The organism is Halomonas sp. HAL1 (genome assembly GCF_030544485.1).
GTDB lineage: Bacteria > Pseudomonadota > Gammaproteobacteria > Pseudomonadales > Halomonadaceae > Vreelandella > Vreelandella arctica.
In genome coordinates this window covers 3,198,335-3,214,103 of record NZ_CP130610.1, presented here as the reverse complement: position 1 = coordinate 3,214,103, position 15,769 = coordinate 3,198,335, and the positions used below count along the sequence as shown (strand labels likewise).

Here is a 15,769-nt window from a genome sequence, read left to right as displayed (position 1 = left end):
TCTAATCAGTCGTTCCTAACCAGCGGCGTGACATACGCTCGGCGTGGGCAAGGTTGTTAACCACGGCTAATTTACCCACTTCGCGACGAATGCCCGCACGCTTTATTTTCAACGCCAAGCGCGGCGGCAGCCCAACAAACATTACTCCCACGCCTTGCTCGCCGAGCTCGCGGCGCAGTGTGTCTAGCGCCACCATCGCAGTGGTATCCAGGCTAGGCACATCGCGCATATCCAAAACGACGATTCTCACGCTGTGATCAATGATCCGCAGCGTGGCAATGGCTTTTTCTGCGGCGCCAAAAAACAGCGGGCCGCTAATTTTGTAGAGCGCTACTTCTGGTGGGAAGTGCTCACCCGTAGAGAGGGCGTCTAGACGCTGGGTATGGGTTAGCTGCGCCATTCGGCGAATAAATAGCGCGGCGGCTAGGCCAATACCGACGGCCACGGCGATCACCATGTCGAAAATAACCGTCAGTGCGAAACAGATTACCAATACCCATACATCGCTGGCAGGTGCGCTTTTTAGCGTATGCATAAAATGCCGCGCTTCACTCATGTTCCAGGCAATAATAAACAGCAGCGCGGCCAACGCAGCCATCGGTACATATCCCAACACGCCCGCCAGCGCGACAACGGACAGCAGCACCACTAACGAGTGCACCAGCGCCGCAACAGGTGAAAACGCGCCACTTTTGATGTTGGTCGCGGTGCGTGCCAGTGCGGCCGTGGCGGTAATACCGCCAAAGAAGGGCACCACTAGATTGCCGAGCCCTTGGCCAATTAGTTCTGCATTGGGGTCATGGCGGGTGCGGGTTAAGCCATCTGCGACAACGGCGCACAGCAACGATTCAATCGCAGCGAGTAAAGCGATCGCCAGTGCCGGGCCCAGCAGCGCTTGAATCAACGCAAAGTCGATTTCAAGCGGCGTGCCATCTGCACCCGGGAGATGCCAAGGGGCCACGAAACTGGGCGCAAAGGGCGGAATGCCGCTGCCGCTTTCACCCTGAAACTCCCAGCTAAACCGCGAGGCGATCGTATCCACTTCAACGCCACTCATCAGCAGTAGCGAGGCTGCCAGCGTACCCACCGCTAACCCTACCAGCGGGGCAGGTATTGGGGTATTTAAGCGCGGCCAAACGAGCAGTGTTGCTAAGGTGATAAGTCCGACGCTGATCTCCGCCAGCGACAGCGTGGGCAGCGCTTGGCCGATCAGCATCAAGTTATCCAGGGTGCTATCGCCAAGCTCGACACCCGCCAAACCCAAAAAGTCCGGCAGCTGTAACAGCGCAATCACCACGCCGATGCCCGCCGTAAAGCCAAGAATGACCGGGTAAGGCACGTACTGAATGAGACTGCCCAATCGCGAAAGACCCAGCGCGACCAAAATAGCGCCCGCCATAAAGGTGGCAATCAGCAGCCCCCCCAAGCCATGGTTGGCAACAATCGGGAAGAGAATAACCACAAACGCAGCGGTGGGGCCGGAGATGTTAAATCGTGAGCCGCCGGTTAGCGCGATCACCGCCCCCGCCACAATGGCTGTATAGAGCCCGTGTTGGGGCGGCACCCCAGTGGCAATCGCCAGCGCCATGGAAAGCGGTACGGCAACGACGCCAATTGTCAGCCCCGCCATCACGTCGCGCTTTAATTTACCCAGCGAATAACCTTCACGCCAGGCGTTGAGTAACGCACTGCCAGGCATCGGGAAAACGTACCCCGAGGGTCGATGTGCGCGGGACATGTGGCCAGCCTCCTAAGTGTTTGGGAAAACAGGCTACCAAGCTACGCCTACCCTGGAGTTCCCACAACAAAGCGTTTTTTCAGAGCCGTTCGCGCACAAAAAATCCCGGCACAGAGGCCGGGATTAAGGTTGCTTCAATGTGGACGCCGTTACATCTGAGCGTCTTCAGGCGGCTCGCCAATCGTGCCTGGCATTGCCTGCATATGGCCCATCTGCTGACCCGCCAGGGTGAGGAAGTGAAGATGGCGCTCATATTCGCAGACCAAATCACCAATCACCTGACCACGGGTGTAGCCGTTAAGGTCTTTATCCTGCCCGCCTTCCGCCAAGTACACATCCAGGCGTACATAGAAGTCATCGTCTGCCGGGATAAAGCTCGGTGTACGCATGCGATGCGGGCACACTTGGTAAACAAAACTGGTGGCTTCGCCAAAATCGACCTGGAGCATCAAGTTGGGAAGCGTTTCACCCTCAACGTGCTCTTCGGTCACATTGGCGGTTTGGCCTCGGCTCTCAAGCTCCTGGGCGAACTGCGTCATCGCCGGGCGAATCGCATGCTCGATGGTGGCGGCCGCACCCGCGCGGTTAGAGGTATCCAGGGCGCGATCCAAACGCTCTTTCCAGTCGCCGCCAGGGGCGCTACCGGCAATCATGCGGCGCGCATCGGCCTTGCTGCCTTCCATTTTCAGGGCTTTATACATGCCTACCATGACCGCGAAAATCACCAGCGAGAAGGGCAGTGCGGTGATGACCACGGCGCTCTGCAGGGCATTCAAGCCACCTGCCATCAGCAGAGCTATGGTGATCAAACCGATCATCACCGACCAGAAAATACGCAGCTTCACCGGCGCATCGTGGTTCACATCGCTCAAAATAGAGGTGAAGTTGGCCAATACCAGTGCACCGGAGTCCGCTGAGGTAATAAAGAACACAATACCCAGTACGGTGACGACCGCCGCGGTAAGGCCAACGTATGGGTAGTACTCAAGCAGCGTGTAAAGCGTGGTTTGCGGGGTGTTAAGGGCCTGTTCACCCAGCTCGGCAACGCCTTGGTTGGCGACCAGCTCAATGCCGCTGTTACCGAAGACCGACATCCACACCATCATAAAGGCCAGCGGAATAAACAGTGCACCGGCGACAAATTCGCGAATGGTACGGCCACGGGAGATACGTGCCAGGAACAGCCCCACGAAAGGCGTCCAGGCAATCCACCAGCCCCAGAAGAAGATCGTCCACCACATCTTCCACTCTTGTGCGCCCTCATCGGCAAAGGCGTAAGTGTCGAAGCTAGCGCCGACAAAGCCCGATAAATAATCACCGGCGTTGTTGACCACTTTATCCAGCAACATCAGTGTGTCGCCCGAAAAGAGTACAAACAGCATCAGCGCCAACGCCAGCAGCATGTTGAACTCTGATAAGCGGCGAATGCCTTTCTCAACCCCGGTCACCACGGAAATAGTCGCTAATACGACCACCAGCACAATCAAGATCACCTGCACGGTGAGGGTTTCCGGCACACCGAACATATAGGTGAGGCCGTAGTTGAGCTGCATTACCCCAATACCGAGACTGGTAGCAATGCCGAACACGGTGGAGATCACTGCGGTAATGTCCACCGCGTTACCAATCGGGCCGTGGATACGTTTACCGAGGATTGGGTAGAGAGCGCTACGAATCGCCAGCGGCAAACGGTGACGGTAGCTGAAGTAGGCCAGCGCCATACCCATCAACACGTACAGCCCCCAGCCGGAGAGCCCCCAGTGCAGATAGGTTTGAACGACGGCGTTACGCATCGCTTCCTGGCTTTCCGGGGTTAAATCCGGCGGTGCCAAATAGTGGGCAACCGGTTCGGCAACGCTGAAGAATAGCAGGTCGATACCGATACCCGCGGCAAACAGCATGGCCGACCAGGAGAGTAGCGAGAACTCAGGCCGAGAGTGATCAGGCCCCAGACGAATGCTGCCAAAGCGGGACATACCAATGGCGACCACGAAAACCAAGTAAGCCACGATGGCGAGCATGTAGTACCAGCCAAAGGTTTTGCTCACCCAGGCAAGCCCGGCATCGAAAAAGGCCCCAGCTTGCTCGGTAAACAGCATAGTGAGCACTAGAAAAATAAGTATGCCCGCCACACTGCCGTGGAAAACCACGGGATTGAGGCGGTCGCGTGAGGGAAGGACGGGATTGTCTTTCGCCATCGGGGTGGACTCCTTTTGTTGAAGGGGGGGGCGGTAATATTTATTTTGAATGAACGTTCAAATAAAATACGCGATTAAACCATCCCCTTCAAGTTAACCTCCCTTGTGTGGGGTGAATAAGCGTGCAGTGAGCGATGAGAAAAATGCAAAGGCAGATGCAAAAACGCCCGGCAAGCCGGGCGTTCACGCTAACGTTTAAAAACTAATCAACGCTTATTCACTATCGGCGTTGTCGTCGTTATCACCGTGGTGGCCGCGCTTGCCGTGCTTACCCCGATACTCTTCATGGGCTTCGTGCATGGCGTTGCGCAGCGCTTCCTGCTCTTCCTCAGAGAGGATCTCGGCGACCCGCTCGTGGTGCTCTTCACGCAGCGCGTGCATGGCTTCACGATGCTCAGCGTGAGCTTCGTTGAGCTCAGCCTGCTTCTCTTCAGAGATTTCAGCGCGCTGATATACCTCTTGGCGACGCTCCTCCATGCGCTCTTCCATGCGCTCGCGATCAGGGCCTTTACCTTCATGGTCACCGTGGCTATCCGCTTGAGCGGTAAGCGCTAGCGGGGCAATCGCAATAGCTAGCAGGGCCGGGGCGAACAGTTGGCGAATTGACAGTTTCTTAGCATTTGTAAGTTTCATAAGTTCTCTCCTGGTGAGTTGACGATGCCAGTATCGCTAGGAGGCGTGCAAACCGTTTGCAGATAGTGTGCAACAATCATGATCTTATTAGCCCGTGGCAGGTCGTAGTCGATAGGTGAGGGGTTACCTAATTATCAAGGAGCAACTTAATGTCGCGAATCGAATACTTTCGCGTGTGGCAACAGCGTTGCGCGTTTACCACCCTACGTCGTGTTACTGGCCTGGGGGCGCTTGCCTTGCTATTAAATGGCTGTAGCGCTTCCCAACATATTAGCCAGGGCGAGCCTGCTGTTGAGAGTAACCCTTTGCATGAACCCCAGCCTTTTGAGCGCTTGGCCCCAGTTACTTACACACCCGAGGCATGGCCACAGGCGTTAAAGGCGACTGTTTATCTGCCCAATGGATCAACGGATACGCGGCGACCCGCGGCATTAGTAGTGCATGGCGGCGGCTGGCGCAATCGTACACCGCAAGATATGCAGGGCATTGCCGAACAGCTAGCCGGGCAAGGTTATGTGACGGTGAATGTTGAGTACCGTTTTGCGCCGGAATACCGCTTTCCCAACCAGTTACACGATTTGCAGCAGGCCATGAGCTGGATTCACGCTAACGCCGATGAGTGGCAGGTGGATACCGATCGCATTGTGGGCGTTGGCTTTTCATCCGGTGCTCACCTGGTAAGTTTGTTGGCGCTAGCGGGCGTCGAAGGGCCATTGGCGGAGCCATACGGCGGTGAGCAGAGCCGTCTGGCCGCGGTGCTTGCTGGTGGTCTTCCCAGTGATTTGCTCAAGTTTGAGGATGGGCCGCTGGTGGTTGATTTTATTGGCGGCACCCGCGCAGAAGAGACCGAGACGTACCGGCTAGCGTCGCCTGCCTGGCAAATTACCCCACAGGCACCGCCTTTTTTTCTCTTTCACGGCAAGTGGGACAAACTCGTGCCGGTGGATCACGCTACGGACTTCTATCAAGCCCTGCAGGCTAACAACATCGAAAGCGAACTATACCTGCAGCGCTGGCGCGGCCACATCACCAGCTTCCTGCTGCGTGGCGGCGCCATAGATGCGGGCATCGCGTTTCTTAATCGGCAGGTCAATCCTTAACGGCTGTACGTCATCAAGACATGGCCAATGACATCATTCCGACAACAGCATCATCATCAAGATCCAGCTGAGTGACGAGTTTGCTTAGTTGGCTCATAGCCTCTTGAAGCGAATTATTGAGGCTACTGATTTCCTGTTGCAGGGCGTCGAGTTTTGCTTGGCGTTGCTCATCGTTTAGGGACTGGTCGCGCATAACCTCTTCCAGTTCCTGCTGTTTCTCCCTTAATTTTTCTCTATTTCAACAATTCGCTTTAGTAGTTCTTTAATCTCCTGCGGGAGATCGCTTTCATCGATTTTGGTGTTCTTGGCTTCCTGTGTATTGCCAGCCTTTTCTGAAGCTGAGGCGATGCCTCTAGCCACGGGAGAAAGATCCAAGTGAATGCTGGTGTTGGAATCCGTCGTTGCGGCGTTAGAAGTGATCGGTGTAGTTGTTACCTTATCGACATTTAACGGCTCACTACGTAAAGGATGTGCGTTTAAAGGGGCACTCCCGGTAGATAAAGAGATGGTCATGGCAATCTCTCGTTAGTGTTAAGGCTATTTTAAGCAGGCGCGACTGCGTCTACACAGACTTGCTTAGGGAAATTAGGTTCTAAGCAGGCTAATAGTGTTATCGACAGCCCGAGACAATACTTTAGCTTACACTGATAAGCGTGAGTATCTCGCCTAGCTAATAACCTTACCCCTCCGGCTGATACTTATAGCCGACACCATATACCGAGCGGATGATTTCCAGTTCTGGCAGCGCTTCGTGGATCTTCTTGCGCAGTTTTTTAATGTGGCTGTCCACGGTGCGCTCTGAGACGATGCGGTTATCGCGGTACATGTGATCCATCAGCTGTTCGCGGCTGAAGATGCGCCCCGGTGCCTGCATCATTACGCGCAATAACTGAAACTCCACCGCGGTCAGGCCCAGGTCCTGTCCGTGGGCGAGGGCTTGCCAGCCGTCTTCGTTTAACACCACCGGGGCGTTTTGTACTTCACTCGGCGCCTCGGCTGCCGCTTGGCTGCGGCGCAGTACGGCTTTGACCCGAGCGACGACTTCACGAGGGCTAAAAGGCTTGCAGATATAGTCATCGGCGCCTAGCTCCAGTCCCAGCAGGCGGTCGACCTCTTCTACCTTGGCGGTGACCATGATGAGTGCAATGGAGGGCCACAGCTGGCGAATTTCCCGGCTCAGAGTAAGGCCATCTTTACCCGGTAGCATAATATCGAGCAGCACCAGGGCTGGGGAGTGTTGTTCCAGCCACGGCATCACTTCATCCCCGTGGCCCAGGGTCGTCACCTCAAAGCCATGGGTGGTTAAGTAGTCCGCCATCAGGCGGGCAATTTTCGGTTCATCCTCGACAACGAGCAAAGAGGCAGCATGAGACATAGCGGTAGACTCGCTTAGCAGTGAACGGGAAAGCATGGCTTAAAACAGTTTTTAAACACGAACTCTGAAAAACATTAATTAGCGGCCAACAGAGGAAAGCGCAGCGTCCAGCGCAGCCCACCTAGCGTTGAGGTAGAGGGCGTCAGCGTTGCACCATGGGCATTGACCAAGGCGCTCGCAATAGAGAGCCCTAGACCGCTGCCGCCACTAGCACGGCTGCGTGATCCTTCCACTCGATAGAGTCGCTCGGTCAAACGGGCCAGCTCACCTTCCGGTACCCCCGGCGCACTATCTTCCCAAGTGACCACCGCTTCCCCTTGTTGAGTCGTGAGCGTAACACGCAGCTCTCCCGGCGGCTGAGTGTAAGCGCAGCTGTTATCCAACAGGTTGTTCCACAGCTGGCGCAGACGCTGGGCATCGCCACGAATCATAATGCCAGGCTCGATCTGTTCGGTCAGCGTTAAGCCGCTGTCCACTAACCAGCGGTCAGCGTCAGCCAGGCGGCTAGCCAGGCAGTCGCTAAGATCCATCGGGGCCAGCTGTATATCCAGCGCGCCCGCGTCGCTTTGGGAAAGCAGGCGTAAATCCGCCACCAAACGCTCTAGTTGACCCACCTCTTGGGCGAGCGAGCCGAGGTTCTCCTGATTCAGGGGTCGAATGCCATCCTGCATGGCTTCGATCTCTCCGCGCAGCACCGCCAGCGGCGTGCGCAGCTCATGGGCCGTATCTGATACCCAGCGGGCGCGGGCATCACGGCTGGCTTCCAGCGTGGCGGCAAGCACATTGAAATCCCGCGCCAGGCGCGAGAGCTCGTCGCGGCCGCGTTCCGGTAGCCGGGTGTGGTAGTCGCCTTCGGTAAGGCGCAGCGTAGCGCCGGCCAATGCCCGGGTACGACGCCCCAGCCACCAGGAAAGCCCGCCCGCCAGTAGCAATGAAGCAACGCAGAGTGAGATGACGATAAGCACCAGATTACGCTGCTGGCGCTCCAGAAAGCGGCTCTCCATGCGCTCCATCATTTCCCGCGGCGGCCTGAACCCCAGCGAACCGATAGTGGTTTCACCGCTTTGCAGGGTTAGCCAATGCCAGTTGCCCGAGTTTTCGCGCCCGCTATGGGGTGGCACGACAAAGCGACCATCTGCTGCGCGCAGGCTAAAATCCCGCGCTTCGCCAAGCGGTGAGGGTCGGTCGCGATGCTCCTGGCCAAGCTCAAAACGAACAATAAACGGCCAGCGTTCCGGTGACTGCTCCAACCACTCCCAGCTCTGCTGGGTTTCCCAGCGTGTGACAAGACCGTCTGCCAGCAGCGTGGCGCGGCGCTCCTGAGCTTGGTTGAGATAGTCGAGAAAGCCACGGTCAATACTGTAGGAGACGGCCAGAAACATACTGGCTGAGATGGCCACATTGACGCTTAAGATAATCACAAACAGCTTCAGGCCCAGCCGAGAGGGCCGCCATTGGCGTATCGCGGTGAGCACTGCCATTAATGAGCTCCCTCTTCTTGACTCGATTTGTTGTCGCTCAATTTGTTGCTGGGTGAGGGCTGGCGCGGGGCACTAAGCCGTTCGCGAACATTCTCCATGCCCAGATAGAGGCAGGGCACCAGAATTAACAGAATAGCCGTTGCGAACAGCATGCCAAAACCTAGCGAAATCGCCATAGGAATCATAAAACGTGCTTGTCGCGAGGTTTCCAAGATCATAGGTGCCAAGCCCAAGAAGGTCGTCAACGTGGTCATCATAATCGGCCGTAAACGGCGGGTAGCCGCTGCCACGATGGCGCCCCGGGCATCCATGCCTTCGCGGCGTTTACGGTTGGCGTAGTCAATCAGCACCAGCGCATCGTTGATCACCACGCCAGAGAGCGCGAGCATGCCCAGCAAACTTATAATCGAAAGCCCGAAACCCATAATCATATGGCCGGCCACTGCACCGACAATGCCGAAGGGAATGGCGGCCAACACCAGCAGCGGCTGCAAATAGCTACGGAACGGAATGGCGAGCAGTGCGTAAAGAGCGGCAATCATTAACCACATGGAGGTCTTGAGCGTGGCCAAGTTGTCGGCGGTGTCCTGCTGACGACCGCCCATGCTGACCTCAAGCCCTGGCCAGGTTGCTTCAAGGTTGGGGAACACCTCTTCCTGCAGCGTTGCCAGTACCTGGTTAATGGCCAGATCGCTTTCTGAGTCGGCGGTCACGGTAATAATGCGTCGCCCGTTAATGCGCTCAAGACTGCTAGAGGCCTGGCTGATGGTGATGTCGGCTACCCGTGAAAGTGGCACGCTGAGGCCATCAGGCGTGCGCACCGGCATGCGGTAGAGCTCATTCAGGCTGTCGCGGTTGTCGTTGGGCAGACGAACCTCAACGCTGATTTCGCTGCGCCCGACGTACTGTTCAAGTGCCGTGGCACCCTGAAGAGGTCCGCGTAGCGCTTCGGCTAAATTGCTGCCTGTGAGCCCCAACGCACGGCCCTCGGCAGAAAGACGCATCTCTAACTGAGGTTTACCGTCGCCCAGGCCGCTGTCGATATCGGTGAGTCCATAGCCGCCCAATGTTTCCGCCAAGCGTTCAGCGGCGGCTTCCAATACCTGCGTGTCCGGGTGGGAAAGGCGCAGGCTGAGCGCCGCGCCGCTGCCGGGGCCGCCGACATCAGCCTCAAAACGCACTGACTGAGCGCCGAGCAAATCGCCGGTTAGGTCGCGCCACTCCCGGGCGATGCGCGACGGTGGCCAAGCCTCTAAACTCTCGCTGGCAATATCCAAACGTACTTCCAGGCTTTCGCCGTCCAGGCGACTGCGCGAGCTACTAAAGCTGAGTGTTTCTTCGCGCTCGCTGAGGACATCGGCGGCGTCGAGCAGCTGTTGGCTAAGCTCACGGCTAACGCTGATATTGCTGCCAATGGGCAGCGTTACCGTTGCCTGCACCTGATCCGATTCGACCCGTGGCATCAGGGAAAAGCCCAAACGCCCGCTCATTGCCCAGGAGAGGGCGATCAAGAGAATGGCGATGCCCAGCGAAATACTCAGCAGGCGTTGGTTCAGCGCGCGCTGCAGAAACGGTTCGAACTGACGATAGGTGAAGTGGTGCAAGCCGCCCTGAAGGCGCTGGCGAAGTGATTCAAGCGGACGCTGCCACGCCGGCGTTTGGCGCGGTTTGCGGCTATGGGCTAAGTGGGCGGGCAGTATGACGAGCGCTTCCAGCCAGGAGATCAGAAAGACGGTCACCACCACCACCGGAACCGTGGCAAAAATCAGCCCTAAAAAGCCCGGTAAAAAAAGCAGCGGCAGGAAGGCGACGATATTGGACAGAATGGCAAACGTAAGTGGCGTGGCGATCTCGCTGGCGCCTTTCACCGCTGCATCGCGCAGCGAGTAGCCCTCTTCCCGGTAGCTGTAGATATTTTCGCCAACGATAATGGCGTCATCCACCACGATCCCAAGGGCGATAATAAAGGCGAACATCGACATCATGTTGAGCGAGACGCCGATCCAGGGCAGAAACAGCATGGCGCCCAGAAACGCCGTCGGAATGCCCAGGGTGACCCAGAAGGCTAGCCGTGCTTCCAGAAACAGCGCCATGAGTACCAATACCAGCGCTAAGCCCATCCAGGCGTTTTTTAACAGCAGGCTAAGACGGTCTTCGTAAACTTCTGAGCTGTCGCGGGAAATATCCAGGCTGACGCCTTCCGGCATACCTTCCCGCAAGCGCTCAAGCTCTCCGTTGACCGCTTCAGAGATACTGGTCGGGGTCTGGTCGCCAATCTGGTAAACATCCACAGAGAGGCCAGGCTGACCGTTATAGAACTCCTCGCGATCGGTCTCGGCAAAACCGTCACTGACCCTGGCGATCTCACCGAGTGTAATCGGAGCGCCCTGAGTGCTGGTGAGTATCGGCAGCTCTGCAAAGGCTTCAGCGCTATTGCGCCGCCCTTGATAGCGAATTAGCCACTCGCCTTCGGCCGTTGTTAGCTGACCACTGGCAAGGTCAAGCGCCTCTTCGGCGATGCGGCTAGCCAGCTCCTGATGGTCGAGACCAAAGCGCTCGATGGCCTCTTCATCCAGATGGACTTGAATCTCCCGCTCGCGGTTGCCGGAAAGCTCAGCGCGGGAAATGCCCGATGTGGCTTGCAACTCGCCGCGTACATCTTCAGCCGCATCGTGGAGTGCCTCTAGGCCGACCTGGCCATAAACTTGTAGGCTGAGCACACTGCGAGAGCGTCCCGCCAGGGTGAAACGTGGTGGATCGGCGGCGCTGGGCAGCGTGGTGATAGCGTTCACTGCCTGCTGAATATCCTGATAGGCGCGCATGACATCAATGCCGTCAATCAGCGTAGCGCTGACGTTGGCGCTGCCTTCGCTGGCCGTCGCTGTCAGCTCGTCGATGCCCTCTACATCGGCTATCGCGGCTTCCACCGGTAGCAGCAGGCTCTGTTCCACATCCTCCGGCGTGGCGCCAGGGTAGCTGATAGTGACTTGCACGACTTCGATGTCGAATTCAGGGAATACTTCCTTTTTAATCGCTAGCGACGCCATTAGGCCGCCGACGATAAACAGCACCATCAATAAGTTGGGGGCTACCCCGTGATCCACCATCCATGCCAATGGGCCGCGTGGTACCTTCATGATTCGTCTCCCGGTTCATCTCCCGCTTGGGCCGGGGTGTCGTTGGGCCGACGAATGCGCACTAGCTGGCCTTCTCGAGGCTGGGCCAAGCCCGCGGTGACGACCTGCTGGCCGGTTTCCAGACCGCTACGAATCAAGGCGTCATCTTCCCCGCGATAGGCTAGTGTGACTGGCGTGCGACGCAGGCGATTCTCCTCGTCGACCCGCCACGTAACATCCCCTGGGCGAAGCGCGGCAAAGGGTAGTGATATGAGCTGCTCTTGAATAGCGGGTTGAAAGGAGGCGCGAAGCACATCGCCCAGGCGCAGGGCCGGGCCGTCGCTCTCTAGCGCCAGAGGGTCGTTCACTGCGATGAGTAGCTGTGCCTGCAGGCCATTCTCTTCCAGGCTGGGCAACATCGACACCAGCGTGCCTTCACGTGTGGCGCCTTCGGGCCAGCCGCGGCTGGTTAACGTCACGCTACTGCCCGCTTCCAGCCACTCCATCCACTCACCGGGTAGTGAGGCGCGCACCCAAAACTGCTCGACGCCCACCAGGTGCAATACCTCGGTTCCTTGACTGAGCAGACTGCCAGCGCCGACCAAGCGCTCCTGCACCATGGCGCGCCAGGGGGCGGTGAGGGTGGCGCGCTCAACATTCAGTGCTGCCTGATCGCGGGCCACGCGTGCTTGGGTGAGTTCGGCTTGTGCTTGGCGCAGCTGGGGTTCACGCAGTACCAGCGAACGTCGCTCAGCAGAAAGCTGACGCCCAAAGGATTCGTACTCACTGCGCGCGCGCTGCTGTTCCGCCTGCTCTAAAGCAAGTAACGCTTGCGCAGTGGCCAGCTGCGCTTCGGCATCTTCCAGGCTTAATGCTAGGTCGGCTTGATCAATAAACGCCACGGCGGCATCCTGTTCAACGACTTGGCCAGGCACCACGCCATCGGCAAAACGCTCCAATTGCCCCGCCACACGGCTGGCTAACATCGCCTCCTGCTCTGCTTCAACGCGCCCAAAGCCGTAAAGATTAGGTGCCTGAACACTCGCGTTTACCGTGACGACATCTACCATAGTAGGTGGAGGCTCCGGCGGTGGGGTTCGCTCAATACGGGGCGGTTGGGTAATAATCCACCAGGCGAGCGCCAGGGTGCCCATAAGAATCAATAATGCCACCACAGCGCCTATACGAATGCGGCCTCGTTGGTAAGACGATTGTGGAGAAGAGAGGGAGCGTTTTGGTGTCATTACCGCGCGTCATCCGTTGGCTAGGGCGAAAATTCCAGAAAAATAAGCGTATGATGCTAGCATCACGCATTGTTAAGCAGCGATTAGTCAAACAATGTGCAAATAACATGTAATTAACATTTACTTGGCACTCAATCATTTGGCTTTTACTTACTTGGCTTTCACTCATTTGATAGTAATAGACTGACTGGTCTACTTTAAGTATATGAAAAACAATGTAACCCGCGACAAATTAATTGATAGTGGCGCCGAGCTGATTAGTCAGCAAGGCTACAACGCGACGGGTATTAATGCCGTTTTAAAGGCCTGCGGTGTACCCAAGGGCTCCTTCTATCACTACTTCTCCAGCAAAGAGGATTTCGGGCTGGCGGTGATTGAGCGCTTTGCGGCTACTTATGACGAAACGCTGGTGGCACTGCTGGAAGATAGTGAGACGCCACCACTTGAGCGCCTGAAACGGTACTTCGCAGCAGGCCGTGACCATATGCACGAGTGCGATCATGCCACGGGCTGCTTGATTGGCAACCTTGGCCAAGAGCTTTCGGGCCAGAGCGACACCTTCCGCGATGCGTTAAACCTCGTGCTACAGCGCTGGGAACAGCGCTTCGTGCGCTGCCTGCAGGATGCTCAGGCGCGGGGTGATATTGCCAGCCACACCGCACCCGAGGCGCTCGCCAGCTTTATTCTCACCGGTTGGGAAGGTGCCATTCTGCGTGCCAAAACGCTTAAATCCGTCGAGCCGATGGAGCAGTTTGAAACGATCCTGTTCCAGCAAGTACTGGTACGCCCATCGCCATAGCCAGCGATGGACGTGACGTTGAGCGCGTATTAAAAGCCTTCCAAGACCAGTTTGCCAATCGTGCGGTTGCTCTCAATCAGAGCGTGTGCGCGCTTTAAATTCTCGGCGTTAATCGGGCCCAATACCTCGCCTAGAGTCGTTTTTAGGCGACCGTCATCGACCATGGCCGCTACTTTGGTAAGCAGGTCATGCTGCTTGGCGAGATCATCCGTCGCGAACAGCGGGCGGGTAAACATCAGTTCCCAATGCAGCGACAGGCTTTTCATTTTGAGCTTACGCACATCGATTAGCTCAGGGTCATCAATAAGCGCCAGTTTTCCCTGGGGCTTGAGGGCTTCAATAATGGCCTCAAAGTGATGATCGGTCTGGTTAAGGCTAATCACCATATCCACGCCGTCAAAGCCCGCTGCTTTAAGCTCTTGATCAAGCGGCTGGTGATGATTAATAACGGCATCAGCGCCTAGCGACTTCACCCAGGCTTGGCTTTCGGGCCGAGACGCCGTACCAATCACGGTAATATCGGTGAGCTGTTTAGCAAGTTGCACCAGGATCGAGCCAACGCCTCCCGCGGCGCCAATCACCAATAGGCTTTTGCCTTGGGTATCACGCATGCCCAGCTCTAGCCGGTCAAACAGCAGTTCCCAAGCGGTAATGGCGGTTAGTGGAAGCGCAGCGGCTTCAGTGTCAGAAAGGCTTTTCGGCGCTAGGCTGGCGATGCGCTCATCGACCAGTTGAAACTCAGCGTTAGAGCCCTGGCGGGCGATATTGCCTGCGTACCACACCCGGTCACCCGGCTGAAAACGCGTAACGGCGCTGCCAACGGCGTCCACAATACCCACCGCATCATATCCAAGTACGCGCGGCTCGCCGGTTTGCGGTAGGGCACTATTGCGCACTTTGGCATCAACAGGGTTTACGGAAACCGCGCTGACTGCAACGCGAATGTCGTGGGCTTCTGGCGTTGGGATAGGTAACTCAATCTCTTGAAGCGCATCAGGATGATCAATAGGCAGGCTTTGGGTAAAGGCGATCGCTTTCATAGTAGTTCTCTCGTTAACGATAAGTGGCACCATCATGCCCGGATGTTGTTTTATTAAAAAGAACTCTGCTGCGTAATATCAGCGCAGGCTGAATTGATTCGTCATGACATAAGTCAGGAGCTCACCATGTTTGAAGGGTTTGAAAAACAGACACGTCACGTTAACGGTGTCGACATTACGTTTCGAATGGGCGGCAGCGGCCCGGCACTTCTTCTGCTCCACGGCCACCCACAGACCCACGTGATTTGGCACAAAGTGGCAGAAGAGCTTGCCCAGCATTTCACCGTTATCGCAGCCGACCTGCGCGGTTACGGCGACAGCAGTAAACCCGACGACGATCCTGAGCACCTAAATTACGCCAAGCGCGCCATGGCTGCCGATATGGCAGAGCTAATGAGCGCGCGGGGCTTTGAACGTTTTAAAGTGCTGGCCCATGATCGTGGGGCTCGAGTCGCCCACCGTTTAGGCGTGGACCACGCTGAGCGAGTTGAGCGTATGGTGCTTCTCGATATCGCGCCAACGCTTGCCATGTATCGCGGCACTAATGAGGCCTTTGCGCGCAGCTACTGGCATTGGTTCTTCCTGATTCGCCCCCAGCCGCTGCCGGAAAGGCTGATCCAGAGCGACCCCGCCCAGTATCTGAAAAGCGTAATGGGTGCCCGCAGTGCCGGTATGGCGCCTTTCTTCCCAGAAGCGCTGGCCGAATACGAGCGCTGCCTGTCGCTCCCAGGCACCGCCACCGGTATTTGTGGCGACTACCGCGCCAGTGCCACCATCGATTTGGAGCATGATCAGGCCGATATCGACGCGGGCATTAAGCTCACCTGTCCGATAAAAGTGATGTGGGGCGCTGAAGGCGCCATTGAAGCTTGCTTCGATGCACTCAGTGAATGGCAAAAAGTCGCTACCGATGTAAAAGGCAAAACACTCCCTTGCGGCCACTATATAGCTGAAGAGATTCCCGAAATACTGCTGGATGAAGCGTTGCCGTTTCTTCTCGACGCTGGATAGGCGATTCGGGAGGCGACTGACCAAGACGAAGCGA

At 56.9% G+C, this 15,769-nt stretch carries 13 protein-coding genes; 3 read left to right on the top strand and 10 right to left on the bottom strand.

All coding sequences use genetic code 11. The features are described 5' to 3' along the window. Position 1: 1 nt before the first annotated feature. The 3 genes from dauA to Q3Y66_RS15045 form a co-directional block, all read right to left on the bottom strand. A complete protein-coding gene (gene dauA / locus Q3Y66_RS15055; RefSeq protein ID WP_008956029.1) occupies positions 2 to 1,738 on the bottom strand; it encodes a C4-dicarboxylic acid transporter DauA in 1,737 nt (578 codons plus the stop codon). A gap of 149 nt (positions 1,739 to 1,887) precedes the next feature. Then, positions 1,888 to 3,936 carry a choline BCCT transporter BetT gene (betT, locus tag Q3Y66_RS15050; protein ID WP_008956030.1) on the bottom strand — a complete coding sequence of 683 codons (2,049 nt, stop codon included), beginning with the start codon at positions 3,934 to 3,936 and terminating at the stop codon, positions 1,888 to 1,890. Positions 3,937 to 4,149: 213 nt separating this feature from the next. Further along, positions 4,150 to 4,569 (bottom strand): hypothetical protein, encoded by a 420-nt coding sequence (locus tag Q3Y66_RS15045; protein ID WP_008956031.1) that lies wholly within the window; start codon positions 4,567 to 4,569, stop codon positions 4,150 to 4,152. Between the two features lie 149 nt (positions 4,570 to 4,718). Between Q3Y66_RS15045 and Q3Y66_RS15040 the strand changes: the two genes are divergently transcribed. Then, entirely contained in the window at positions 4,719 to 5,669 is a 951-nt protein-coding gene (locus Q3Y66_RS15040; RefSeq protein ID WP_008956032.1) for an alpha/beta hydrolase, read from the top strand. Between the two features lie 13 nt (positions 5,670 to 5,682). Here Q3Y66_RS15040 and Q3Y66_RS15035 read toward each other — a convergent pair whose 3' ends face one another. The 6 genes from Q3Y66_RS15035 to Q3Y66_RS15010 all read right to left on the bottom strand — a co-directional run bounded on the left by Q3Y66_RS15035 (position 5,683) and on the right by Q3Y66_RS15010 (position 12,885). After that, the gene (locus Q3Y66_RS15035) at positions 5,683 to 5,862 is read right to left on the bottom strand and encodes a hypothetical protein (RefSeq protein WP_008956033.1); all 180 of its coding nucleotides are present in this window, start codon (positions 5,860 to 5,862) and stop codon (positions 5,683 to 5,685) included. A 29-nt stretch (positions 5,863 to 5,891) separates the two neighbouring features. Then, positions 5,892 to 6,182 carry a hypothetical protein gene (locus tag Q3Y66_RS15030; protein ID WP_008956034.1) on the bottom strand — a complete coding sequence of 97 codons (291 nt, stop codon included), beginning with the start codon at positions 6,180 to 6,182 and terminating at the stop codon, positions 5,892 to 5,894. A 166-nt stretch (positions 6,183 to 6,348) separates the two neighbouring features. Continuing rightward, complete coding sequence (locus tag Q3Y66_RS15025) at positions 6,349 to 7,044, bottom strand: response regulator (protein WP_008956035.1); 696 nt, start codon at positions 7,042 to 7,044, stop codon at positions 6,349 to 6,351. 74 nt (positions 7,045 to 7,118) lie between these two features. Then, the gene (locus tag Q3Y66_RS15020) at positions 7,119 to 8,525 is read right to left on the bottom strand and encodes an ATP-binding protein (protein WP_008956036.1); all 1,407 of its coding nucleotides are present in this window, start codon (positions 8,523 to 8,525) and stop codon (positions 7,119 to 7,121) included. Continuing rightward, complete coding sequence (locus tag Q3Y66_RS15015; protein WP_008956037.1) at positions 8,525 to 11,662, bottom strand: efflux RND transporter permease subunit; 3,138 nt, start codon at positions 11,660 to 11,662, stop codon at positions 8,525 to 8,527. The genes Q3Y66_RS15020 and Q3Y66_RS15015 overlap by 1 nt, the downstream gene beginning before the upstream one ends. Continuing rightward, positions 11,659 to 12,885 carry an efflux RND transporter periplasmic adaptor subunit gene (locus tag Q3Y66_RS15010; RefSeq protein WP_035586012.1) on the bottom strand — a complete coding sequence of 409 codons (1,227 nt, stop codon included), beginning with the start codon at positions 12,883 to 12,885 and terminating at the stop codon, positions 11,659 to 11,661. The genes Q3Y66_RS15015 and Q3Y66_RS15010 overlap by 4 nt, the downstream gene beginning before the upstream one ends. A 205-nt stretch (positions 12,886 to 13,090) precedes the next feature. Here Q3Y66_RS15010 and Q3Y66_RS15005 point away from each other — a divergent pair, with 205 nt between their 5' ends. Beyond that, positions 13,091 to 13,684, top strand: a complete 594-nt coding sequence (locus Q3Y66_RS15005; RefSeq protein ID WP_008956039.1) for a TetR/AcrR family transcriptional regulator — start codon at positions 13,091 to 13,093, stop codon at positions 13,682 to 13,684. 29 nt (positions 13,685 to 13,713) lie between these two features. Here Q3Y66_RS15005 and Q3Y66_RS15000 read toward each other — a convergent pair whose 3' ends face one another. Beyond that, the gene (locus Q3Y66_RS15000; protein ID WP_008956040.1) at positions 13,714 to 14,724 is read right to left on the bottom strand and encodes a zinc-binding alcohol dehydrogenase family protein; all 1,011 of its coding nucleotides are present in this window, start codon (positions 14,722 to 14,724) and stop codon (positions 13,714 to 13,716) included. 126 nt (positions 14,725 to 14,850) lie between these two features. Here Q3Y66_RS15000 and Q3Y66_RS14995 point away from each other — a divergent pair, with 126 nt between their 5' ends. Further along, a complete protein-coding gene (locus tag Q3Y66_RS14995) occupies positions 14,851 to 15,735 on the top strand; it encodes an alpha/beta fold hydrolase (RefSeq protein WP_008956041.1) in 885 nt (294 codons plus the stop codon). Positions 15,736 to 15,769 lie beyond the last annotated feature (34 nt).